Source organism: Levilactobacillus hammesii DSM 16381, assembly GCF_001434395.1.
GTDB lineage: Bacteria > Bacillota > Bacilli > Lactobacillales > Lactobacillaceae > Levilactobacillus > Levilactobacillus hammesii.
The window spans coordinates 28,871-53,325 of sequence record NZ_AZFS01000066.1; the positions used below are offsets into that span (position 1 = coordinate 28,871).

Below are 24,455 nucleotides of genomic sequence, written 5' to 3' on the forward strand. Positions count from 1 at the left end.
ACCTCCATCTCTGGCCTCCTCCGGCTAAGTTCGCGATTTTCCAAGGAATTGGCTTAGTTCCCGACGGCACGTAACTCACGTAGCCGAGAGTGAAGCCAAATTTGGGCTCAGCCGCGGGAGTTGCTTAGCGGCGTAAGCCGGTTAGCAACTGGCGCCTTTGAGATGTGAACTTCAGCTCAAAGCGAGGGAGAAGACCGCTCTTCAGGCTTCTCCCGTCCTGCCCACCGCGTTCCAGCCCAAATTTGGCGAACGGTAGGCGGTTGGTTTTCACCCTGTCATCCCTTCGAGAATCTCTGGCAGCCGCAGGTGACCACCCCCACGTTGGTGACCGTCCGGTTAAAATTTTAAACAGTTGGTCAAAAAAGTGAGACTGTTTCCGCCTTTTTAACGTTCGTAATAGTATGGGGGGTAACAGGCCAGTCAAAAAACCACCGCCCCAGAACACTTGTCCTGACGCGGTGGCTTTTGAAAAAGTTTTGTTTGAACTGCTAACACTGGTGAAGGGTTCTATTGGCCCCTCACCGCCCACGACCACGCATTCGCGATCCATTCGCTATTCGTGCCGGGCCTCATACGTGTCGCAACTTTGGATGACGCATAGCAAGCCCGTATCGAATTGGAACTCGCCGGTGTCACCCACAAACTCATTGCTCGCAAAAGAAATGGGGTACGGAATTGGCTCGTTGTGGAGTTGGTATTTTTCGTTAACTAGACTCAAATGGTCAATGGGCGTCAGTGGGATGAAGGCCAGATAGTTCTTATCCGGTTCCTTAGCCACTTCGTAATGTCCAGGCAAATAAAACGAAATCGTATTCTGCTTGTCAATCAACCGAATTCGATTGGCATACCGCTTATACTCCGGTTGAAGCACGATAAACAGATTAGCTAGAAAATGGTCCAACCGCCCACCGGTCGCCCCGTAGATGTCGATTTTTTCGGCACCGTAGTCATTTAAGGCCACTGAGACGGCGAGTTGGGTATCGGTGTAGTCCTTTTCCGGTTGTGATTGTCGAATATCTTTAACGTTGCGGCGCACCCGTTGTAACTCTGGGGCCTGCAAGGAGTCAAAATCACCAATCGCTGCCACCGGTTGAATATTGTGGTCGATCAGCCGTAACGTCCCCCGATCAACGCCAATCCAGGAGCCGTCAATTTTCCGTGAACGTAGGTCGTCTGGCCATTCAGCCTTAGGCCCACCCACGAGGAGATTGAACGTTCCGCCCCGTGGCACTATTTCGTCGCTGCTTTCAAGGCGTTGATGCGTTCAACCGGGTCATCGGCGTTGAAAACATACGACCCAGCTACGGCAACCGTTGCCCCAGCGTTGGCACAGTCAACAACTGTCTTGTCGTTAACCCCACCATCAACTTCGATATCAAAGTCGTAACCCTTAGCCTTCTTGATGGCATCGAGTTGCGCAATCTTTTCAACCGTACTGTGTAAGAACTTCTGACCACCAAATCCAGGGTTAACCGTCATCACGAGGACTTGACCAACCATGTCTAAGACGGGTTCGATGGCAGAAACGGGGGTCCCGGGGTTGATAACAACTTCTGGGGTAACACCGGCGTTTTGGATCATTTGTAAAGCACGGTGAATGTGTGGCGTTGCTTCAACGTGAACACCGATAATGTCGGCACCAGCCTTGGCAAAGTCATCGACGTAACGTTCTGGGTTTTGAACCATCATGTGCACGTCTAAAACCATCTTCGTGATGGGACGAATGGCCTTGACCCAACCGGGACCGTATGACAATGCTGGGACGAAGTTACCATCCATAATGTCGATGTGTAAGACTTCGGCACCGGCCTTGTCGACCATTTCGATATCTGGTTGTAAATTGACGTAATCTGCACTTAAAATTGATGGCGCTACTTTAATCATAAAATTTATTCCTCATTTCTTTTTATTGTAAACAGGTTTTTGATTCTTTAACAACGTGAGTAATAGCAGGTAGTTATCGTAACGACTCTGCATAAATTTGCCGTCCGCAATCCCCGCCTTGACCGCGCAACCGGGCTCGTTCAAGTGAACACAGCCCCGGAAACGACAGTCACGGGAGGCCAACGCAAATTCGGGAAAGTATTGACCGAGCTCGCGATAGTCAATGGTCAGCGTATCGTAGGATGAAAATCCTGGCGTATCTGCCACCAAGCCATCCGCTACCGGCATCAAGCTTACTTTACGGGTCGTATGCTTTCCCCGATTCAGTGCCGTGGAGATTTCACCAGTCGCTAACGTCAGGTCCGGTGAGATGTGGTTGAGTAACGTCGACTTGCCGGCCCCGGTCTGGCCCATAATGACCGTCACCTTATCCGCTAGCAGGCCGCGCAACTCATCCAGACCACTCTGTGCAAACGGTTCGCGCGTCAAGCAGACATCGTACCCAATCTGACGATACCCCGCCGCTAACGTCTCAAATTCCTGATAACGTTCATCAGAAATCAGATCAGTCTTGGTGAAATAAATCACTGGTGAGATGTGACTCACCTCTAACGCGATCAACTGCCGATCCAATAAATTCGTGGAAAATTCGGGCGACGCTACCGCCGTCACGACCACGCCCTGGTCAACGTTGGCCACGGGTGGCCGGGTCAGCGCGTTATCCCGTGGCAAGATTTCTAGAATATACCCTTCCTTGGGGGTTGAGCTTTCAAACTGTACCCGATCGCCTACCAGCGGCGTAATACGCCGCTTGCGGAAGTTTCCCCGGGCACGTGTCCGATAGAGCTCGCCATTACTGAAGACGTCGTAAAAGCCGCTCAGTGACTGGCGAATTTGTCCCTCTGACATGCAGCACCTCCTTCTTTCTTTTTCCCAATCATGACTTGCGTCTCGCAGCAACCCCGTCATCCTTAAACCAGGATGACACTTCGCTAGGCGCAAAAAAACTCAGTCCTCTATTATTATAAAAGAACTGAGCTATAAATGCAGGTTTTTTCCCTAATTTTTCGTGACATGATTATCTGAAGCAATGACGTGGCCGTCACGAACCACCTTATAAGCCCCGGACTTCCCCGATGCTACCGTAAATGGCAGCGTCACGGTCGTGTCCGCGGTAATCGTCATTTGTTTGTAAATCGAGCTTAACGAATGGTCCTGATCCCGTAAATAGATCTGAACCAGGTTGCTATCACTGCTGCTAGACGATGAGCTACTGTCGCTGCTGTCATCCTCGCTCTGATCATCGCTAGAGCCACTGTCGAATGGAATCTTCACGTTAACGCTGAATTCATCCACACTGGAACTGCTCTCGCTTTGATCGCCACGGGACATGGTCAAGGTGATCTCATCACCCTCCTGAACCACGGCACCCTCGCCCGGTGACTGCCGGATGACTCGGCCCTTGTCAACGTCGTTAGAGTAAGCGTATTGGAAAGCCAAGTTCAAGTTGTGATCCGTCGCATAGTTCTGGGCCTGACGCTTGGTCTTGTTGGTCAAGTCCGCCAGCGTCACCGTCTCCGATCCCGTTGACACCGTAAACGTCAGGGTTGTCTTGCTGGGTACCACATTGCTGCCGGCCGCCGTGCTCTGCTGCATGATCTTACCAGCGGGTACACTGGTCGAATGGACCGACTCCCGCCGTACGGTAAAGCCCAAAGCCTCAAGCTTAGCCGCCGTGCTGGCATAAGAATCGCCCTGGTAATTGGCCAGCTTATAGCGCTTAGGACCGGTACTGATCCACAGATCAACCACCGTCTTTTGCTTAAGCTGGGTCCCCGAACGTGGCTCCGTCCGAACAACCCGGTGAACCTTCACCTTGTCGCTAGCCGTCTTATGAACCGTCCCGACCTTAAGCTTGGCCGTGACCAAGGCACTGCGCGCAGCAGCCTCCTTGTCACCCACCACGTTGGGAACATTCGTCATCTGGGGCTGGAATAAGGCCATGCCAATGAAAATCCCCAGAATCACCAAGAGCAAGATCCCCCCGGCAATCAAGAATTTCCGTCGACGCGGGTGGCGCGACTTCTTCCGTTTCTTTTTACCCGTATCCGCTTGATCAGTCGATGTCGTGTCGGCCTTAGCCGACTCGGCGTCTTCACCTACGGGTTTGGCAATGGCATGGGGCACCGGCATCGCACTGAGAGCGCTGGCTGGTAAGACTTTGGTCTCCCCATCATCGTTTTCTGCCGGGGTAAACCGCAGTTCCCCCGCCCGTTTCGGCGACAACGACGTTCTGAGATCATCCGCCATGCTCGCCACATCCGTGTACCGGTCAGCCGGTCGCTTGGAGGTTGCCTTGAGCACCACGTTTTCCAGCGCTTGCGGAATCCGCGGATCAATGTCACGCACTGAAGGAATCTCCGATTGGAAATGCTTCAATGCAATTGACACCGCCGTTTCACCCTCAAAGGGCACCGTTCCCGTCAACATCTCATAGAGAATAATCCCTAAGGAGTAAATGTCCGACTGCTTGGTCGCCATCCCCCCACGTGCTTGTTCTGGGGACAGATAGTGTACCGACCCCAACACGGTGTTGGTCTGCGTCAAACTGTGTTCGGACAAAGCCACCGCAATCCCAAAGTCGGTAATCTTGGCGACTTGGTGCTCATCGATCAAAATATTTTGGGGCTTGAGGTCCCGGTGAATGATGTTGTGCTCGTGCGCCGTCTTCACGGCGCTGAGAATCTGTTCCATGATCTGAATGACTTCCTGATAAGGAATCGGGAAGTGTTTCTTGATATAGGCCTTCAGGTCGGTCCCTTCCACGTACTCCATGACCAGGTACTGCATGCCATTTTCTTCACCGACATCGTAGACCTGAACAATATTGTTATTCACCAATTCGGTGGCGGCGAGTGCCTCACGCTGAAACCGGCGAACGGTTCCCGGATCATCACGTAGATCTAGCCGCAATAACTTGACGGAGACATCTCGGTCCAAGATCAAGTCATGTGCTAAGTAAACGTTGGCCATCCCACCTTCACCCAGAGAGCGAATGATGCGATAACGGCCATTTAACGTATAACCCGTGCGCATCAGCTCACCTCCCCGTCAGGATTGGCAATGATCAGCACGGTAATATTATCCAAACCGCCGGCCGCATTGGCCATTTCAATTAGCTGATCGCATTTTTCGGCAGGTGTCTGATCGCTCAATAAGACCTTACGAATGTCCTCGTCGGCTACCATGTTGGTCAGGCCATCGGTACATAAGAGAAGTTGATCACCAGCGACCAACGGATAGGTATTGAGATCAAACCGCGCGTCCGTTGAAATCCCAAGCGAACGAATAATCACATTCTTCTGAGGATGATGACGAGCCGCTTGCTTACTGATCTCACCGCGTTTAACCAGCTCGTTGACCAAGGAATGGTCCTCGGTCAGCTGGCGGAATTGGCGATCGCGCAGCAGGTAGGCTCGAGAGTCCCCTATGCTGGCAATCACCACCTCCTCCGTAAAGTACAGGGCGGCAACGAGGGTCGTACCCATGCCATTGAGATCGGCAAATTGATTTGATTTGTCAATAATCGACTGGTTTTCCGCGGTGATTTCCCCGGTAATCCAGGTGCGGGCCGCGGCCGGGGTCGTCAAATCGGTCTGTTCAAACTCATGACCGAGGTGGGAAACCGCCATGGCACTCGCCACGTCGCCCCCCTGATGACCGCCAATGCCATCCGCAATAATGGCCAGGTGCTGCCCAGCCAAATTCGTGAAAACATCCACGTAATCTTCATTATCATTGCGTTGCTTGCCAATCGACGTTCGGTATGCCACTTTCATTGCCCGTCACCCCTATTTTTTCTTACGAAATGCACTCACGAAGAAACCATCGGAATCAAAATCATCCGGATAGATGGCCAACGTGTCCGTGCTCCGATCATCCTTGACCTTTAATTGCGTCTCCACACGGACGGATTCAAAATCGGGATGAGCTGCCAAGAACTTGGCAGCGACGTCCGCATTTTCCGTATCCAAAATCGTGCAGGTACTGTAGACCAGAATGCCGTTAGGCTTAAGTTTTTCACTAACGGCATCCAGAATGCCCAATTGCACCTTTTGCAGCTGTTGAATGTCTTGTGGGGTCTTCTCGTAACGGATTTCTGGTTTCCGCCGAATCAGGCCCAGTCCAGAACAAGGGGCATCGACCAAGATCCGGTCGAATTCCTTCTTAGGAAATTGGTCGTTGATCTTCCGGGCATCGAGTGCCACGGCATCCACTCGGTCGCTCACGTGCATCCGCGCTGCGTTCTTTTCGATCAACGTGACCTTCTTGGGGTGCAGATCAAGCGCCGTCACTTTCCCACCGGAATGGGCGTCGAGCAAAGCCGCAATTTGCGTGGTCTTCCCACCAGGAGCGGCACAGGCATCCAGCACTTGATCGCCGGGACGGACCTGTAAGGCTTCAACGGGTAACATTGCACTCTCATCTTGGATCGTCAGCTCACCCGTTTCAAAGACATTGCTTTGGTTTGCTGCCTTATCGGTCAAACGAAAGGCATTTCCGGCAACCACACTAGGTGTCACCGTGTAGCCTTGGTCAACCAAGGACTGTTTGACTTCTTCGACCGTGCCAACCGCCGTGTTCACACGAACGGATTGTGCGGCTGGTTGGTTGATGGTTTCCAAGATGCTGACGGCCTTGTCATCGCCGACTTGCTTTTGAATTGCCGTGACCAACCATTCCGGAACGGAGTAGGTCAGGCTCAGCCGCTTCACGGGATCCTTGATCTCGTTGACGTCAGGTAAACCTTGACGATCCATGGCATGCAAAACGCCGGTCACAAAACGCCGAATTCCTTCGTGGCCCCGGTCCTTGGCCAACTGAATGGCTTCGTTAAAGATGGCCCGCTTAGGCACACGGTCCAGGTAGAGGCCTTGATATAAGGCCACTAATAACGTCATTTTAACCCACGGTAACATCTTCTGGTTAGGCTTCACGAAGCCTTCCAAATAGTATTCCAACGTTAATTGATGTTGGATGGTCCCGTAGACCAAATTGGTCACGAAACGGCGGTCAACGTCGCTCAAGTTGTGACTCTCTAAAGTTGTTTCCAATTGTAAGTTCGAGTAAGCCCCGTTAGCCACACGTGTCAGTGCTTCAACCGCTAAAGCCCGGGGAGTTGTATTTTTTGTCATTATTCAGCCACCTGTTCGCCAATTGTCAGTGCATCGCTCGTCCCGTTCAGAAAGTCGGTGATACTTAACTTCGGCTTACCGGCGGGTTGAATCTCATTTAACGCTAAAACGCCATGGTCACCAGTCGCAATCGCCAAGTGGTGCTTGTCGTGGCTAACCAGTGAACCGGGCGCCATCTCGGTCGTCTCGTCCAGAACGGTGACATCCCACAGCTTGGTCCGCACGCCGTTAAGGTAAATGTGCGCGATCGGTGCTGGGCGAAGTGCCCGCACCTTGCAGTCAATCAGGTGCGCACTCAGGTTCAAGTCGATGCGTTCTTCATCGGACTTGATGGTTGGGGAGAAGGTCACCTGGTCCTCATCCTGAGGCACAGGGGTAATCTCACCGGCAAGCAGCTTAGGCAGCGTCTCCAATAACAAGTCACGCCCCACATCACTGAGCTTGTCAAACATGGTACCCACGTCATCTTGATCCGTGATCGGAATGGCTCGCTGTGCCAGCACGGCCCCGGCGTCCATCTTCTTTTCCATAAACATAATGGATACCCCGGTCTCCTTGTCACCATTCATGATGGCGTAGTGAACCGGTGCCCCACCGCGGTACTTAGGCAATAGTGAGGCGTGCACGTTCACCGCCGCCACCTTGGCCGCCTTCAACAGCTTGGTCGGTAAGAATTGGCCAAAGGCTGCCGTCACAATCAGGTCAGGTGCCAGTTCGATGGCACGCGCCATTTCGTCACTACCGGAAATTTTCTGAGGTTGGAGCACTTCAATGTTGTGTGCCACGGCAACCTCTTTCACGGGAGACGCCGTCAAGACGTGCTTCCGACCAACCCGACGATCGGGCTGGGTGACTACGGCGAGAACGTCGTAGCCCTTTTCAATTAAACTACTGAGGATGGGCGCCGAAAATTTAGGCGTTCCCATAAAGATTACTGAAGTCATCGTACACCATACTTTCTTGGTTTAAATATCTATTTTAAATTCTATGTCTATTAGTGAGACGTCCTATCTGTGGTCAACAGCGCCTTCAGGACGATGAAAATGAGCTGGAACGCTGAGGGCGGGCCATTTCTCTCTAATTATCTCATCGTCAGCCTACCACACCTAATCATAGCAGATTGGGCGCCCTTTCCCTATCACCTTTGGGGGATTTCATCCTATTTTTTAAGAACTAACGGATGAAAGTTCCAAAGTACCAGCCATGCCCGCTTTAACAACCATAGAACTAAAACTAGGCAACATAGTGATTCCTTTGCCTTACCGGTCGGCAGAGATGGCGTTCTCAGACGACTCTGAGAATAATTATAACAGTCGTTATTAGTTGACCTCTCAGACGTCAGGTAGTCATCACTTACAGCTATTTTCGTGACCAACCACAATCAGCGCCGGAGGAGGCCAGGGATGTAGCCGGCCGTGAAGGTGGTGTTAGCTGACGATTTTTTCAGCCAGCTTACAGCACGGGCGACTTTGGAGACACGTGTTCTTCGTGGCTCCAAATCGAGCAAGAAGACTGGCGGCCTTCCAGGCTGAAGCGTCCCCACAGCAGACGGAATCCCTGGCAGCCGTAGTGCGCCCAATTTTGCTTAATTTACCAGCCTGTCCGTCCAACCCACCTACATGAAGTTCATGGGTTCAGAATCGATGGTCACCGAGAGACCGTGACGAGCTGGCACCTGGGCCGCTTGACGAATCTGTTCCAGCACCGGTCGCAACTGAGGTTCTTGCTTATACTTAATCACCACTTGATAGTAGTACTTCCGCTTAACCCGCGCAATCGCCTTGGGCGTGGGACCTAGGATGATAGCATCCTTGCTGAGCCCCTGTTTGAGGGCCGCCACAATCTGAAACATGGCCTTTGCCGCCACGGCTTCTTCCTCATGACTGGCCGTCAACTGAACCGCAAAGTAATACGGTGGATAATTTCCCTGATGGCGCATGTGCATTTCCGTTACGAAGAAACGCTCGTAGTCTTGGCTCTGCGCCAGCTGAATAGCGTAGTGATCGGGATTAAAGGTCTGAATGTAGACCTCTCCGGGCTTGGTTGCCCGACCGGCCCGGCCACTGACCTGTGTCAACAGTTGGAAAGTCCGCTCGCTGGCTCGAAAATCGGGTAAGCCCAACGCCGTATCGGCATTTAAGACGCCGACCAGCGTCACATTAGGGAAGTCCAAGCCCTTGGCAATCATCTGTGTTCCCAGCAGGATATCGGCCTTGTGCTCGCCAAATTGTCGGAGAATCCGTTCGTGGGCACCCTTTCGCCGGGTAGAGTCCACGTCCATCCGCAAAATTTTAGCGGTTGGCAGTAACTTTTCCAAAGCCTGTTGAACCTTCTGTGTCCCCGTGCCGTAGTAGCGAATCTTCTTGCTATGGCAGTTGGGACACACGTGGGGAATGGCTTCCTCATGCCCGCAGTAGTGGCATTTCATACTGTGCGTGTCCATGTGCAACGTCAGTGAGATATCACAGTTGGGACACTTCAGAACGAAACCACAGTCCCGACACATGACAAATGACGAATAACCCCGGCGGTTCAACATCAGCACAATCTGTTCATGGCGGTCCAATCGTTCCTGAATGGCCGTCATGAGGGGCTCGGAGAAGTCGCTATCTCCCTGCTGCTTCAACTGCTCACGCATATCGACAATGTGAACGGTCGGCATGGGTTGTGCCTTGGCCCGTTTTGAAAGCACCAAACGGGTGTACAGTCCCTTGGCCGCCCGGGCCCGCGTCTCTAGTGACGGTGTGGCACTCCCCAAAACGACCGGACAATGATGGTACTGACCACGCCAAAGCGCGACGTCTCTAGCGTGATACCGTGGATTCTCATCCTGTTTATAACTACTTTCATGTTCCTCATCCATAATGATGATCCCGAGGTTCTCAACCGGCGCAAAGACGGCAGAACGGGCCCCAACGACCACTGTGGCCTCACCACGGTCGATGCGGCGCCATTCATCGTACTGTTCCCCCTTGGATAGCCCACTGTGGAGGACTGCCACCCGCTGGCCGAACCGGGCCTTGACCCGGTTGACCATTTGCGGTGTGAGGGCAATTTCAGGCACCAGCATCAACGCCGTTCGTCCCTGTTGCAGGGCCTGCGCAATGCTTTGGAGGTAAACCTCGGTCTTGCCACTCCCGGTAACACCCTCGACTAGAAAGTTTTTGGACTGTTGGCCGTCAATGGCCTGGGTGATCCGGTCCACGGCGACCTGTTGTTCCGGATTCAGCTTCAAAGCTCGAGTTGGCGTGACCGGTTGGTGGAAGGGATCGCGATAGACTTCGAGTGTACTCTTAGTCAGCCACCCTTTATCTGCGGCCGTGGCAATGACTGCGGGCGTGACCCCGGCCTTTTTCGCCACAGCAGCCTGGGCAACGACCTTATCCGCGGGCATCTGGGCCAAATAGACCAATAGTTCCGCTTGCTTGGGCGCGCGCTTAGCCACCTTGTCGGCAATCTCTTGGAGCTTAGCCGGTGTCAGTGCTGGTGCAATCCCAGTGGTCGTCTTGGCGGCCGCCTTATCCTTGACCTCATAGACGACCTCGACTTTACCGGCGCGTTGTAATTTCAACAAGCCGGCAACCGTGGCATCGTCAAGCTTGGTGGCATCGAAGTCGCGTGGGGCGCCTTCTGGAAAATACGTGGCCATTTCTGCCGGAGTCAGGGTGGTGGTCGGTTGTACCTGCCGTTTCGGTTGGGTCTTCAGCAGATTAGGTAGCATCGTCTGAATACAAGTGATGCGAAAGGCATAGGTCGTGGTCGCCAGCCAATCGGCCAACTGACGTAACTCCGTGTTTAGAACGGGCGCGAGGTCGAGCACGGTCTCAATTGGCTTTAGTTTGCCATCAAAACTGGTGACGTCGCTCAACCCCACGACCACACCAGAGACTAGGCGGTGACCACGGCCAAACGGCACGATCACGCGCATCCCCACCTGTACCTGATGCTCCAATTCGGTCGGAATCGCGTAGGAATACGGATCATTCGTCTGCATGGTTGGAACATCCACTAAAATTTGGCCAATCTGGGCCATGGTTGTCACCTCATTTCGTTGCTAAAATTGCCGCAAGCTTGGCGACCAGTGCCGTCGCAATCAGCGGTTTACTGGTCTTAGGCGTCTGATCGCTAGTCCCATCCGCTTGGATAAACGTGACCTGGTTGTCATCGCTATTAAAGCCGATGTCGGCGCGGGAAACGTCGTTAGCGGCCAGGAGGTCTAACGACTTACTGTCGAGCTTGTGTTGGGCGTTAGCGAGTAAATTCTGTGTCTCCGCCGCAAAGCCCACCGTCACCTGATCCGCACGCTTGATTTTGGCGACTTCGGCCAGGATGTCCGGTGTCTTTTTCAATTTTAAAATTAATTCATCATTATCTTTAGTTTTCTTGATCTTCTGATCGGCTGTCGTCAGGGGCTGGAAATCGGCCACGGCAGCGGCCATCACGAGTGCATCCGCCTCGGGAAAACGTGTTAAGACCGCGTTCGCCAAGTCCGTTGTGCTTTGGATAGGCACTACCGTAACGCCAGCGGGTGGCGTCAACCGTGTCGGTGCCGTGATCAGCGTCACGTTGGCTCCCGCTTGTTGAGCGGCCGCGGCTACCGCGTACCCCATTTTACCGGAGGAGTCGTTGGTTAAGAAACGTACGGGATCGAGACGTTCACGCGTCCCGCCAGCCGTAACTATGACCGACTTGCCTAGTAATGTCTGGGGCGTAAAAAGAACTAACTGACTGATTTGCCGGACGATTTCGGTGGGTTCCAGGAAACGTCCCGTACCGGAATATCCTTCGGCCAAGGCCCCAGTGGCGGGCATTAAGACGGTCACCCCATCGTCAACGAGTTGTTGCCGATTGCGTTGCGTTGCGACGGCCTGCCACATGTGACTGTTCATGGCCGGCACCACGATCTTAGGTGCACTGGTCGCCAACCAAGTCGCACTGGCCACATCGTCAGCGAGGCCGTTAGCCAATTGGGCCATCAGATTAGCCGAGGCCGGCGCCGCAAGAGCAAGATCCGTCCAATCGGCCAGCTCAACATGCGCAATCTGACCATCATCGCGCCACCATGTCTCATCGGTGAGTACGGGTTGTTTCGTCAATGCCGCAAAGGTCGCGGGCGTCACAAACTTCGCCGCTGCACGGGTCAAAACGACTCGCACGGTTGCGCCAGCGCGTTGTAATTCACGGGCCAACGTGGCGGCCTTGTAGGCGGCCACACTACCACTGATGGTTAACGTCACATGTTTTCCTTCAAACATACTTTCCCTCCGTTCGTGAGACAGCTCACGCTTAGAATTGTGTGGCTGGGAACCCCAGCTCACTTTAAGCATGAGCTGAGCCATCGGCACCACAACGTGTTGATAAAAAAAGCCAGATTACCCAACGGCAACCTGGTCTTTTCTGAAATGCCCGTGTTAGGCGTTCAAATCCTTTTCGTCCGGATCGATCATTAAAGCGCCGGCCGCAATCTCTTCGAGGGCCCGGCCAATCGTCTTTGGGGACTTGTAATCGGTCAAAAGTGGCTTGGCACCGGCGTCTAATTCGTGCGCCCGCTTGCTAGCCAACATAATTAAAGAATACCGTGAATCCACTTGTGCCAATAAATCATCAACTGAGGGATAAAGTAGCATTATTTATTCGTCTCCAATCATTTGTTCGTAATCCGGCATGACCCGGGTTACCCGTAACCGTTCACTGCGAATAATCATTTGAATCCGGTCAACCGCTTTGGCGACCTCATCGTTAACCACGGCGTAGTCGTAGTTGCGCATCATCTGAATTTCGCCGACGGCCTTCTTGATTCGTTTGTTAATGACGTCCATGGCGTCAGTGCCCCGACCAATCAAACGATGCTTCAATTCCATCAAGTCAGGTGGGGTTAAGAAGACAAACACAGCGTCGGGACAATTAGCCCGAACCTGCATGGCCCCGTTGACTTCGATTTCCAAGAAAACATCCTTGCCTTGATCCAAGGTCTCATTAACATATTTTAACGGGGTGCCATAGTAGTTGTCAACATACTTGGCGTATTCCAGCATCTGTCCGGTCCGAATATTCTCCTCGAATTCCTCTTTGGAGACGAAGTAATAGTCGACACCATTCACTTCACCCTCACGCGGTTTCCGCGTCGTCATCGAGATGGAGTAGGAAAAGTCGGTCGCGCCGGTATCAAACAGTGCCTTACGCACCGTTCCCTTACCCACGCCGGATGGACCTGAAAGCACAATGAGCATTCCACGTTTAGCCATCGTTTAAAAATCCCTTCACTTAAAAATTTAATTATGACACCGTTACCCATAGGCACCGTGTCGTTTAAAGCCAAACATCTTTGACTTCAGCTATAATCTATAGGTTACTATATTACCACTATTTAGGAAGAAATACTGCTTTTAACGCTGAAAACGTGGAAAAAATCGCCGACGCCCGTGCTATTACCCCTACCAGCCACCAGTCCGAGCTGAGTGGTCGCCCATAACTATTTTTATTTAAGGGGCGTTAACGCCTACCGTCATTAGTGTTCACCCACTTAAACATTAAGATAATCACCCACGATGAGAAAAAAGACTTGCAATATCAAACACGTGTTCGTATAATGAAAATACAAACAAACGTTCGAGGTGATCAGCATGCAAAACTTAATTACAAATGGTACAACTGCCCTGTCTGATCGGGTAGCGACGGCGTACAAAGAACTCTTTAGTGACTTGCCTGTCATCAACGGCCAAGTCGTTTATCCCCAGATGCCCGACTTCCAGCTCACCTACTTCATTCAACAGGCCCTTGATCGGCACTACTTAGTTCGGCTTCAATTCAAAGCAGCGATAGACGTTGCCCCGGCAACCGTCATTGGCACATTGAAGGAAGACGCCGCTGGTCACCTCATTTTAAAGCAGAGTCACGCGTTAACCACCATTGTCAGTCGTGGTCTCTTACGTTCGGTTCAACGCGCCCGTTAAACTCACAAGGTCTCTCCGAGACGTCACTTCAGGGAGACCTTTTTCTTTACTTAGAGAAGACCACGGCCGCGTTCTTCACACGGTGGAAATATAACGGATAACCGTTGAGGTCCTTCCCATGACGATACTCTTTGAGCGTCAGGGTGCCATTTTTTACCTTAATGAGGAATTTTCCCTGCTTGGTGGTAAGGGTCTGGTAGCCTTGCGCCGTCTTTTTCCGTTGCCAAGTGGCCGTCCCCGCCTTCACCGTGCGACCAATCTTGTAGGTCTGTTGGTCGACCGGATGCCACTTCTGCTTGGCATAATAACCACCACCAAAAATAAAGGCCGTTTTTGTTATCTTCACACGATATTGCAGATCCTGATACTGAAACCAACTGCCACGATAGGCTTTAGGCGTGGTTTCAACAGTGGCAATCGCCTCAACAGTCTGCGGCCGAACATTAGCTACCCCTACCGAAACACCTAGAGTAGCCACGGCTAACCCCAAAAATAATTCCACTTTCATTTTAACAACCCCCAGATTATTGCTTTACACAACTGATTATACGATGATCGGTTAGCCATCACTATTAAAAGACTTCCTAATCCTGGGTATCGCTGAATTAGACGGGCGACTTGATTTGTTCAGTTAACTTGCCAAACGAATAGCAAGACAAAACTGGCACCACTCAATAGAAATTTGAGCGATGCCAGCTTTTTTCAGTTAATGGGTCGTATGCGTTTGCCGCCAACGCCAGCCGGCGACACTGAGGCCTAAAATCAGGAACCCAATCAGCATGGCTAACGCGCTGCGCTGACCACTGGTCCGTGGCAGGTAGCTGTTGGGATTAGTCTGCCGTTTAGCCGCCTGAGACGCACCATTAGCCGTCGTTCCCGCGGCATTGCCACCATTGTGCGGTGATGGTGTTGTGCTAGAGCTGTTGGAACCCGTAGCTGCCACAATTCCGTGTTTGGTTTTGGTGGTTGAGGTGCTGCTGGAACTGGTCTTGGTCGAGCTCGTTTTAGTCGAACTTGTCTTGCTACTGGAGCCACTAGAATCACTAGTCTTGTCAGAAGTCTCTGACGTGCTGGTACTTCCAGAACTGTTTGAATTACTAGAGTTGGTAGATTCATTAGAGCTACTACCGCCGCTAGAATTACCAGAACTGCTAGAATTACTTGAACTGTTGGTACTGCTGGAACTACTTGAACTACTTGAACTCTCTAGTTTGTCACTCGCACTAACTCTTAAGTCATCTGGACCATCATTCTCCGTAATTATTGCCTTATATGGCGTTGGATCCACTGCATAGCCTGTAGGAGCAGAATTCTCCACATAAGTGTAGTTTCCGGGTATCATGTTTGCCCAAAATATTTGACCATTGTCATCAGTTGTCCCCTGATATTCAGTTCCATTTGAACTTGTTAGTGTATAGGTTGCGCCTTTAAGGGGAATACCATTAACACCTGTCTTAGTTAAAACAATCGTACGACGATAGTCTCCCTGATAATCACCGAAGCCACCCCAAAAAGAGTTTTTAATGACCTTGGCCGGATTATCCGCTGCTCCTGTTCCATTTCCGGTTCCCTCATCACCAGTTGTCGGATTCGTACTTACCATAGAAACACCGTTGTTTAAAGCGCCACCCGATCCCGATAAACTATTAGCAACGGTTGACGTGTACCAAATTGTGATTTCTTTAGAATCTATATTTGGAAACTCAAAAGTGATGACCTTACCACTCGAATCTACGGACACTTTAGGCATATATTTTGCAGCATCTGTATCCGATTCTTGGGTACCATCTGGATCGGTTACTTGCAGAATGGTAATTTTATCTTTAGCTGGGTCATACGTTTGAAACTCTCCTAAAGTATCTGTGAGTGTAACTTTACCCAAGTCTTGATGTAAAGAATTGAAGTCAATGTCCCAAGTCATCTGAGTTGGAATCCCATTACTTCCTCGAGATTCTTGAACCCATCCATTTTTCGAAATAACAGTACTACCGGAAGTCGTATTTTCAGCAGTTCCACCTGAATAAAACGACACCGTTCCGTGTCTGTTGTGGTTTTCCTTGAGATCCTTTGTAAACTCAATATGAGCCTTTGCAGCAGCTCCATCTTTACCACCTTTATCAACAACTAGCCAACCGATCTCTTCGTTCGTTGAGAGATCCTGAATAGCCAGTGGAGAGGCAATGTTTGGCGTGCTACCCGTAGGCAATGTGACCGTCGCTGTGTCACCTTTATTGATTGTCACACCGTCTTTTATAGTCCAGTTATAATGCAGGTAATAACTTTCACCGGATTCAAGAGAAGAATTAGACGGCATTGTTTTCCAATCGTTACCATCGCCGCTCGCGCTTAATTCAATAGCACTAGGACCATCTACCCCCGTCATGGAGGACGTAACATCCGATGCACTTGCCTTTAGTTGCCCCCCACTCACCAAAACCAGCAACCCTATCAGCAAGCTAAAACCCAATATCCCAATCTTTCTCCACATGACACACACACCTCTACACCGTTTGTTTGATAAATCAATTATATATCAACTTTCAATTTAATTTAAGGGCAAATTTATAACGGTATTAAACTAAACTATTTATAATATTAAAAGACGTTATCAATCACTTGATAACGTCTTGCTTATACATTTATTCATTTTTACTTCAGCCGCGAGATTCCTTAACTTCATCGGCTAATTTCAGCAATTCATGCGCGTGTTCCAGCGCCAGCTTCGTCACCTGTGTGCCGGCCGACATTCGAGCCAATTCATCCACTCGGCTGTTTTCGTCCAAACGCGTCAGCGAGGTCTCCGTCCGGTCCGCGACCACCTGCTTCGCAATGAAGTAGTGGTGATCCGCCATCGCGGCGACCTGCGGCAAATGCGTGATGCAGAGCACCTGTGACGCCTGCGCAATGCCACTGATCTTTTCGGCAATCGCCTGGGCAACACGACCGCTGACCCCGGTATCCACCTCATCAAAGATAATCGACGTGATTCCCTGTGACTCGGAGAAGATCGTCTTTAGGGCCAACATGATCCGTGACAATTCCCCACCGGAGGCAATCTTGGCCAACGGTCGCATGGCCTCGCCGGGGTTCGTCCGCAGATAGAATTCCACGTGATCCAAACCCGTGCTCATCAGCGTCTGTCCCTTGGACCGGGTGAAATGCACCGCAAAGACCGTCTTATCCATATACAGATCCGCCAGCTCACCGTGAATGGCCTTCTCCAAACGCTTGGCCGCTTCCTGACGCGCCTTACTGAGCTTCTCGGCCAACTTCAACAGAACTGACTCTTGGCTGGCAACCCGGTCTTCCAAATCATCGGCCGTCTCGTCGGTTGCCTGCATCTGTTTCAGTTCCGCCGCAATCTTATCGTAGTAGCTGAGGACCTGTTCCTCGGAGTCGCCATACTTTCGCTTCAGTTGGTTAATGACGTCCAGCCGGCGTTCAATTTCGTCCAGCCGACCTTCATCCCATTCCAACAAGTCAAGTTGTGAGGAGACATCCCCCACGGCGTCGCTCAACGCATAGTAGGCCGTCTCGAGGCTCGAGGCAATCTGCTTAAACGCCGGATCGAAATCAGCAATGGCCTGCATCGACTGCATGGCACTCCCAATCTGATCATTGGCGCCAGCACTGGTCTCCTCACCGGTCAGGATCACCTGCGTCTGTTGCAGGGCGTCGTTGATCTTCTGGAAATTGTCCAGCCGGTCCCGTTCCGCTACCAGCTCGCTTTCCTCACCAGCCTTGAGTTGGGCCGTATCAATCTCGTTGACCTGAAACTTCAGCATATCCAGATGCTGCGCCCATTCCTTCTCATTCGCCCGTCGGCTCTCCAACGTGGCCTTGAGCTGGGTATACGCCGCATACTTCTGGGTGTATTCCTCACGCAACTTCGCGACTGTCTTCCCGGCAAACTCGTCGAGCATCCCCAGGTGCTTTTCAGGTTGCATGAGCTCCTGGTGTTCATTTTGGCCGTGGATATCCACCGCCGTCTCACCAATCCGCTTCAACGTATTGGTGTTGACCAACATACCATTCACGCGACAGGTGTTGCGTCCATTCGCGTGAATCTCGCGTTGCAGAATCACGCTGCCATCATCGTGATCAATCCCCAATTCATCGAGGACCCGGTAAGTCGTGCCACCGGTTGGAAAGACAAAGCTCCCCTGAATGATGGCTTTATCCGTGCCGGTTCGCACAAAGTTAGCCGAGCCACGACCACCAGCCAATAGGCCCACGGCATCAATGATGATTGATTTCCCGGCACCGGTCTCCCCGGTCAAGACCGTCATGCCATTTTTAAATGCCACATCCAATTGATCAATAATGGCAAAATTTTTAATAGACAGCTCCTGTAGCACGTTCTGGCCTCCCAAATTAAACGTAATTTTATTCGTTCTGCTTAGTTTTATACGCATTTTGTGAATATAGCGAGGGTGACCGTCACCGGTCGCCCGCCTTCATCAGCGTCACCTTTATTCTATAACTTTCTGTGATAAAACACGATTGATTCCGCCGCTTTGCACAAAATCATCATGATTGGTCGAAAAAAGTAACGCTGCGGTAGACTAAAACGACCACAGCTGCTTCGTCAGCGCTGCGCTGGTCGGTCAGTCCGTGGTCGATTTTTAATCCGCAATCATGCGGTTAATCGTCTCTTCTAATTGTAAAGCGCCCTTATGGGAAACGCAAACCGTTAACACGGAGCTATCGTCACCCACCGTCCCAAACACGAACTCATAGCGCATTTGATCCAGCAATGATGCGATGACTGGGCCGTTACCCGGTAAGACCTTCAGAATGGTAAATTCACCCTGAATGGCAAAAGAGACGTAGGCGTTTTGAAGCGTCCGTTGCAGTTTCTTTTGCGTATCAATCTTCTTTTGGACCGGCAAGCTGTAGCGGTACCCGCCCGAATCGGCCGGCAACTTCACCAGCTGCATCTCCTTAATGTCCCGCGAAATGGTTGCTTGCGTCACGTGAATCCCGTCCGCCTCTAATAAGTGAACGAAATCCTCCTGGCGTTCAATTTCTCGTGACGTTAATAAGCGTTTGAGTAACTGCTGGCGTTCTTGCTTCTTCATACTTGGCCCCCCTTTTTCTCTGATAAAAAATGCATAATCTTATCATATACCAGACCTAAGTATTTGGAAAGCAAATTCTCATAATTTTCTCATAATCTAGTGGTTAAGCCCCTCATAGGCAGCATCAATCGTTCGTTCAACGGAAACTGAACTTGCACAGACTGCATTTTTATCAACCGCGCGCAAATGAACGAGGAACTCAATATTGCCTTCGCCACCCTTAATCGGTGAAAAGTCTAAGCCCAGCACACTGAAACCAGTGGCAACCGCAAAATCAATAATCTGCTGCACCACGGCCGTATGAACGGCGCGATCGCGCACAATCCCATGCTGACCAACGTCTTCCCGATCGGCTTCAAATTGGGGCTTAATCAACGCGACGACATCGCCACCAACCGCAATGATATTTTTCAGCGGTGGTAGGATCATTTTTAACGAAATGAATGACACATCGATGGAGCTGAAGGTCGGTTGTCCACTGGTAAAGTCGGCTAACTTACTGTAACGGAAGTTCGTGTGTTCCATGACGATCACGCGGGGATCCTGGCGTAACTTCCAAACGAGTTGGTTACTGCCCACGTCCAGCGCATAACTGAGTTTAGCACCATTCTGGAGCATGACATCGGTAAAACCACCCGTGGAAGACCCAATATCCAATACCACGCGATCCGTCACGTCGATATCAAAGACCTTCAACGCCTTGGCCAGTTTAAAGCCCCCCCGGGACACGTATGGTAGCGGGTGTCCCTTCAGATGTAGTTCCGTATCCGCGGGGATCATCGACCCCGGCTTATCCAGTCGTTCTTCATTGGTGCCGAGAATCTCGCCCGCCATGACGGCTCGCTTGGCCTCGTCCAGTGACGTAAACAACCCCTGTTCAACTAATAAATCCGCAACGCGTTTCTTCTTCATGGTTTCACCCGTTTCGTGTCAAAGTAACTGAAAAATGCCGCCAACAGATCACGACCATCACCGGCCGGCAATTCGGCCAACGCCTGCTTACCGGTCTGAATCGTCGCAATGAGGGCCTGATTAGCCCCCTCTAAGCCCAGCTTACCCGGATAGGTATTCTTAGCCTCGCCGGCATCCTTTTGCGTTGCCTTGCCCAACTCAGCGGCCGTCCCCACAACATCCAAGATGTCATCGTAGATCTGAAAGGACAGTCCAAAGGCATCAGCAAACTGCAAGTACGGTGTCCACTGCGCCTGTGGGGTCTGTCCCATAATCAGCCCGGCCTGAACGGCGTAGTGTAGCAAGGCCCCCGTTTTTTCGCGGTGTAAGACACGCAACCGGTCCAATGGCAAGTCTACGTGTTCGGACTGAATGTCCTTGGCCTGTCCCGCGACCATGCCGCCGGGACCCGCAGCAATCGCGAGCGCCTGAACCAACTGGGCCTGTGTCGTGGCCGGTAAGTCCGACGCCGTCAACCACTGAAAGGCCAGGGTTAACAGGCCATCTCCGGCCAACGTCGCCATCCCCGCACCAAATTTCACGTGATTGGTGGGTTCGCCCCGACGCAGATCATCGTTGTCCATGGCTGGCAAATCGTCGTGAATCAAGGAATAGGTGTGCAGTAATTCCAGAGCCATCACCGGTTGCCAGTGGCGTTGCTCCTCGAAGGTGACGCCCAAGGCTTGTAACGTGGCCACGGTCAGCAGTGGCCGCAGTCGCTTGCCACCAGCCATTACGGAGTAAGTCATGGCGTCAGCCAAACGCGTATCGCCCGCATCCCGCTCAATTGCCGCCTGCAAGGGTGCGTTTAACCGCGGCACCCAGGTCGTCTCAAATTGCGTTAGCCGTGTCTCAATCGGCATCACCCGTGCCCCCTTGTGGCGTTTCAAAAGCTTGTTCCTGATCCTGGTCGTTCATCATGGTGGCGAGCGTCTTTTCGGCGCCCTGCAAGGTGCCTTGCAGATCCTTACTCAAGGCAACGCCCTTCTGAAATTGGGCGAGGGCCTGTTCCAACGGAATATCCCCCTGCTCCAATTGCGCCACGATGTTTTCTAAGGTTGTTAAATTCTCTTCAAAAGTTGGTTTTTGTTCTTCACTCATGTTGATCCTCCGATGCTGGTTGAATGTTGGTAATTTCTGCGGTCGCCGTGCCATCGCTCAGATGAATCGTGGCCGTCCCGGTCTTTAAATCGGCCGTCTGCCGAACCACGTGCTCGTCTTGGGTCACGTAACTGTAACCCCGGCCCATGATCTTCAATGGACTCAGATAATCCAAACCATTGATCAGCTTGCCGACCCGTTCCTGCCGATCCGCTAAATAACGTTTCGCTTCGACCGTCAAGCGTGCCGTCAACTGGTCAACCGTGGTCTGGTCACGCTGAACCCGTGCTAGCGGGTTGTGACTTCGTAGCCCCTGTCGCGCCAACTGATAGCGCTGCTGACCCTGTCGTAACTGTTGCTGCATGTTACGCGTCAAGCCTTGCTGAGCGTGGTCCAGACGTTGAACGTAGGTTTCGTACAACCGTTGTGGCTGCCGGAACACATAGGCCGCCATTAACTTGTTCAGGCGTTCTTGCTGAAAATTGATCCGGTTCGTCATGGCATTAAAGAGCCGCGTCCGTTGTTGTTGTAGCTTCAAGACTTCGTCGGTCAAGACCGGCACGGCCAATTCGGCCGCAGCCGTTGGCGTCGCCGCTCGCACGTCGGCAACCAGATCCGCAATCGTGGTATCCGTTTCGTGCCCGACCGATGAAATCACGGGAATCCGACTGGCCGCAATTGCCCGTGCGACGCTCTCTTCGTTAAACGGCCAGAGGTCTTCGATTGAGCCACCCCCACGCCCGATAATCAGCGTATCGTAAGTGCCAGCCGCATTGACCCGTTCCAGCTGCCGCACCAGGTCTGGCGCAGCGCCATCTCCCTGAACCACAGCCGGATACAGGACAATCTGAGCAATGGGAAAACGCCGACGGGTGGTCGTGATAATATCCCGAATGACAGCCCCGCTAGGACTGGTAATGACCGCGATCCGTTTAGGAAAACGCGGCAATGGTCGTTTGGGTGCCGAAAATAAGCCTTCATCAGCCAACTTCTTCTTCAGCTGTTCATAAGCCTGGTAGAGTTGACCAATGCCATCCGGTTCCATCCGTTCCACATAGATCTGGTATTGGCCAGTGGGCTCATACAACGAGATCCGTCCCGTGACCAGAACCTTCATCCCGGTCTCGGGCGTGAATTTTAATTTTTCAAACGCCGACCGAAACATAATCGCACTGATCTTCGCGTGATCGTCCTTCAGGCTAAAGTATTGATGGGCGTGTGGTCGCAGGCGAAAGTTAGAGATTTCACCCGTTAAATAGACCTTGCCCAAATAGGGATCAACCTCGAACTTGCGTTTTAAATACTGAGTCAGCGCCGTAACGGTTAAGTAATCAGTTGCTGCCAAGTTCCTCACTCCACTCACATAAATCTACAGTCTGTTGCATTAGCGTGGCAATCGTCATGGGACCAACCCCACCGGGAACGGGCGTAATGGCACCCGCACGATCAACCGCGCCATCGAAGTCCACATCACCCGTTAACTTGCCATTTTCATCGCGATCCATCCCAACGTCAATGACGATGGCGCCGCGTTTAACATCATTGCCCTTAATTAGATGGGTTACCCCCGTGGCAACCACCAAAACGTCAGCGGTGCGCGTCAATTCACTCAGGTGTTTCGTATGCACGTGGGCAACGGTGACGGTCATGTCGGCATTCAACAGCATCGCTGCCATGGGCCGGCCCACAATCATGCTCCGGCCGACCACAACGGCTTGCTTGCCGCGGAGATGTTCATTCAACGTGCCCAGCATGGTCATAATCCCCCGTGGTGTACATGAGACCGGATAATGGCCCGGTAGATTGGCAAATAGCCGCCCGACATTTAGTGGATGAAAACCGTCCACGTCTTTGGCAGGATCAATGGCGGCCACCACCGTCTGTTCATCCAGGCCCACCGGTAGCGGCGACTGGACGAGAATCCCGTGAATGCTGTCATCGTGATTGTATTCCGCCACAATCGCTAACAGCTCCGCCTGCGTAATGGTTGCCGGCAATTCACGGACAATGGACTTAATCCCCAGCTTAACGGCCTTACGATGCTTGTTACGCACGTATATGGCACTCGCTGGATCATCGCCCACAATAATCACGGCGAGTCCAGGAACGACCCCCTGTTCTGCCAGCGCGGCAACCCGTTGCTGGGTCTGCGCGTTAAGGTCTTTTGCGATCTGCTTACCGTTGATAATAATGGCCATTGCGACTCGTCCTCCCCATAAATTTCAAGTTACTTTCCATTCTAGCATACCTCTTCTGAAAACGGGCAAGGTATCCGTTCCCATAACTAAAACTATATCATGGGCCTGTTCACGACCGATCCCCTACGGTAAGGCGGCGGCCTTAATCATGTTGCCAAAATAAAAGGCCGGCCACCCCTAAGGGCAGTCGGTCTTCTAGCTTAAGCTTGTGAATCAGTGGTGTCATCGTCCAAGGTATGGGCGAGTACACCGTTGATGAACCGACGAGAACGATCATCACTAAAGTTCTTGGCTAATTCCAAGGCTTCGTTGACGGCCACTCGGTTCGGCACTTCTTCCACGTGTTCGATTTCAAAGAAAGCGATGCGCATGATGACTAAGTCAGTCTTAGCGATCCGCTTTAATTGCCAACCAGTACTCAAATACTGGTCAATCTGCGCGTCCAATTCGGCTTGGTTAGCCAAGACGCCTTGAACTAAGGTCGTCAGATAAGCGGGCACGGGAACGGTTTGGTTCGGGTCATCGGTCAAGACACGTTGGTATAATGCGTCCTGATCGGCTTCAGGATTGGCATTCAATGCAAAGAGCATTTGAAATGCGCGTTCCCGAATCTGATGTCGTGTAAGTGTCACTATTGGTCACTGTCTCCTTCATCGGTCTGGTTAAACAGGTTATCTGGGTCAACCTGTTGCGCCGTCTTTTCGGGAATGACGCCTTCCACGTGAACGTTTACTTCACGTAAATCGAGGTCAGTCATGAACAACAATTGTTGCTTCACGCTATCTTGAATGGCCAAGGCAACCTTGGGAACCGCTACCCCGTAATTCAAGTAAACGTAAACATCAACCGCTAATTCATCGCCGTCAAACACGAGCTTAACGCCCTTACCGTGTTGTTCCTTGCGACCCAAAAGCTCCGTAACGCTGTTTGCCAATGAACCACGCATCCGCGCAACGCCCTCAGTTTGACTAGCCGCAATGCCGACGATGATTTCGAGGACTTGTGGTGCCACTTCGATCTTACCCAGTGCGGGTTCCTTTGATTCTAAAATGATATTAGTATCTTCTGCCATTCGTTGACCCTCCCTTACTG

At 51.8% G+C, this 24,455-nt stretch carries 23 protein-coding genes; 1 reads left to right on the plus strand and 22 read right to left on the minus strand.

Translation table 11 applies throughout. The features are described 5' to 3' along the window. Window positions 1-553 precede the first annotated feature (553 nt). From FD28_RS12250 to gmk, 11 genes are all read right to left on the minus strand, one after another. Entirely contained in the window at window positions 554-1,231 is a 678-nt protein-coding gene (locus tag FD28_RS12250; RefSeq protein WP_057735338.1) for a thiamine diphosphokinase, read from the minus strand. Next, a complete protein-coding gene (gene rpe / locus FD28_RS12255; RefSeq protein WP_057735339.1) occupies window positions 1,231-1,884 on the minus strand; it encodes a ribulose-phosphate 3-epimerase in 654 nt (217 codons plus the stop codon). Before rpe ends, FD28_RS12250 begins: the two co-directional genes overlap by 1 nt. Before the next feature lie 12 nt (window positions 1,885-1,896). Next, the gene (gene rsgA / locus FD28_RS12260) at window positions 1,897-2,793 is read right to left on the minus strand and encodes a ribosome small subunit-dependent GTPase A (RefSeq protein WP_057735340.1); all 897 of its coding nucleotides are present in this window, start codon (window positions 2,791-2,793) and stop codon (window positions 1,897-1,899) included. Window positions 2,794-2,943: 150 nt separating this feature from the next. Beyond that, window positions 2,944-4,980, minus strand: coding sequence for a Stk1 family PASTA domain-containing Ser/Thr kinase (pknB, locus tag FD28_RS12265; protein WP_057735341.1), 2,037 nt, complete (start codon window positions 4,978-4,980; stop codon window positions 2,944-2,946). After that, window positions 4,980-5,723, minus strand: coding sequence for a Stp1/IreP family PP2C-type Ser/Thr phosphatase (locus tag FD28_RS12270; protein ID WP_057735342.1), 744 nt, complete (start codon window positions 5,721-5,723; stop codon window positions 4,980-4,982). Before FD28_RS12270 ends, pknB begins: the two co-directional genes overlap by 1 nt. A 12-nt stretch (window positions 5,724-5,735) precedes the next feature. After that, window positions 5,736-7,079 carry a 16S rRNA (cytosine(967)-C(5))-methyltransferase RsmB gene (rsmB, locus tag FD28_RS12275; RefSeq protein ID WP_057735343.1) on the minus strand — a complete coding sequence of 448 codons (1,344 nt, stop codon included), beginning with the start codon at window positions 7,077-7,079 and terminating at the stop codon, window positions 5,736-5,738. Beyond that, the gene (fmt, locus tag FD28_RS12280; protein WP_057735344.1) at window positions 7,079-8,023 is read right to left on the minus strand and encodes a methionyl-tRNA formyltransferase; all 945 of its coding nucleotides are present in this window, start codon (window positions 8,021-8,023) and stop codon (window positions 7,079-7,081) included. The genes rsmB and fmt overlap by 1 nt, the downstream gene beginning before the upstream one ends. Before the next feature lie 671 nt (window positions 8,024-8,694). Then, on the minus strand, window positions 8,695-11,112 hold the full coding sequence (gene priA / locus FD28_RS12285; protein WP_057735345.1) for a primosomal protein N': 2,418 nt from the start codon (window positions 11,110-11,112) through the stop codon (window positions 8,695-8,697). Between the two features lie 10 nt (window positions 11,113-11,122). Beyond that, the gene (gene coaBC / locus FD28_RS12290; protein ID WP_057735346.1) at window positions 11,123-12,334 is read right to left on the minus strand and encodes a bifunctional phosphopantothenoylcysteine decarboxylase/phosphopantothenate--cysteine ligase CoaBC; all 1,212 of its coding nucleotides are present in this window, start codon (window positions 12,332-12,334) and stop codon (window positions 11,123-11,125) included. Window positions 12,335-12,490: 156 nt separating this feature from the next. Next, window positions 12,491-12,706, minus strand: a complete 216-nt coding sequence (rpoZ, locus tag FD28_RS12295) for a DNA-directed RNA polymerase subunit omega (RefSeq protein WP_020089007.1) — start codon at window positions 12,704-12,706, stop codon at window positions 12,491-12,493. A 3-nt stretch (window positions 12,707-12,709) separates the two neighbouring features. Continuing rightward, on the minus strand, window positions 12,710-13,324 hold the full coding sequence (gene gmk, locus FD28_RS12300) for a guanylate kinase (RefSeq protein ID WP_057735347.1): 615 nt from the start codon (window positions 13,322-13,324) through the stop codon (window positions 12,710-12,712). Window positions 13,325-13,702: 378 nt separating this feature from the next. Here gmk and FD28_RS12305 point away from each other — a divergent pair, with 378 nt between their 5' ends. Beyond that, on the plus strand, window positions 13,703-14,032 hold the full coding sequence (locus FD28_RS12305; RefSeq protein ID WP_057735348.1) for a hypothetical protein: 330 nt from the start codon (window positions 13,703-13,705) through the stop codon (window positions 14,030-14,032). 46 nt (window positions 14,033-14,078) lie between these two features. On the opposite strand, the gene FD28_RS12310 is transcribed toward FD28_RS12305, so the two are convergent. The 11 genes from FD28_RS12310 to FD28_RS12360 form a co-directional block, all read right to left on the minus strand. Further along, a complete protein-coding gene (locus FD28_RS12310; RefSeq protein ID WP_083478193.1) occupies window positions 14,079-14,540 on the minus strand; it encodes a hypothetical protein in 462 nt (153 codons plus the stop codon). 198 nt (window positions 14,541-14,738) lie between these two features. Further along, window positions 14,739-16,520, minus strand: coding sequence for a prealbumin-like fold domain-containing protein (locus FD28_RS12315; RefSeq protein ID WP_057735349.1), 1,782 nt, complete (start codon window positions 16,518-16,520; stop codon window positions 14,739-14,741). A 166-nt stretch (window positions 16,521-16,686) separates the two neighbouring features. After that, entirely contained in the window at window positions 16,687-18,390 is a 1,704-nt protein-coding gene (gene recN / locus FD28_RS12320; protein WP_057735350.1) for a DNA repair protein RecN, read from the minus strand. Between the two features lie 267 nt (window positions 18,391-18,657). Further along, complete coding sequence (locus tag FD28_RS12325; protein ID WP_057735351.1) at window positions 18,658-19,113, minus strand: arginine repressor; 456 nt, start codon at window positions 19,111-19,113, stop codon at window positions 18,658-18,660. A 96-nt stretch (window positions 19,114-19,209) separates the two neighbouring features. After that, complete coding sequence (locus FD28_RS12330) at window positions 19,210-20,025, minus strand: TlyA family RNA methyltransferase (protein WP_057735352.1); 816 nt, start codon at window positions 20,023-20,025, stop codon at window positions 19,210-19,212. Continuing rightward, on the minus strand, window positions 20,022-20,927 hold the full coding sequence (locus tag FD28_RS12335) for a polyprenyl synthetase family protein (protein WP_057735353.1): 906 nt from the start codon (window positions 20,925-20,927) through the stop codon (window positions 20,022-20,024). Before FD28_RS12335 ends, FD28_RS12330 begins: the two co-directional genes overlap by 4 nt. After that, window positions 20,917-21,165, minus strand: a complete 249-nt coding sequence (locus FD28_RS12340) for an exodeoxyribonuclease VII small subunit (RefSeq protein WP_057735354.1) — start codon at window positions 21,163-21,165, stop codon at window positions 20,917-20,919. Before FD28_RS12340 ends, FD28_RS12335 begins: the two co-directional genes overlap by 11 nt. Beyond that, window positions 21,158-22,510 carry an exodeoxyribonuclease VII large subunit gene (gene xseA / locus FD28_RS12345; RefSeq protein ID WP_057735355.1) on the minus strand — a complete coding sequence of 451 codons (1,353 nt, stop codon included), beginning with the start codon at window positions 22,508-22,510 and terminating at the stop codon, window positions 21,158-21,160. The genes FD28_RS12340 and xseA overlap by 8 nt, the downstream gene beginning before the upstream one ends. Further along, the gene (locus FD28_RS12350) at window positions 22,497-23,363 is read right to left on the minus strand and encodes a bifunctional 5,10-methylenetetrahydrofolate dehydrogenase/5,10-methenyltetrahydrofolate cyclohydrolase (protein WP_057735356.1); all 867 of its coding nucleotides are present in this window, start codon (window positions 23,361-23,363) and stop codon (window positions 22,497-22,499) included. Before FD28_RS12350 ends, xseA begins: the two co-directional genes overlap by 14 nt. A gap of 200 nt (window positions 23,364-23,563) precedes the next feature. Then, window positions 23,564-23,995 carry a transcription antitermination factor NusB gene (nusB, locus tag FD28_RS12355; RefSeq protein ID WP_057735357.1) on the minus strand — a complete coding sequence of 144 codons (432 nt, stop codon included), beginning with the start codon at window positions 23,993-23,995 and terminating at the stop codon, window positions 23,564-23,566. Then, window positions 23,995-24,435, minus strand: a complete 441-nt coding sequence (locus FD28_RS12360; protein ID WP_057735358.1) for an Asp23/Gls24 family envelope stress response protein — start codon at window positions 24,433-24,435, stop codon at window positions 23,995-23,997. The genes nusB and FD28_RS12360 overlap by 1 nt, the downstream gene beginning before the upstream one ends. Window positions 24,436-24,455 lie beyond the last annotated feature (20 nt).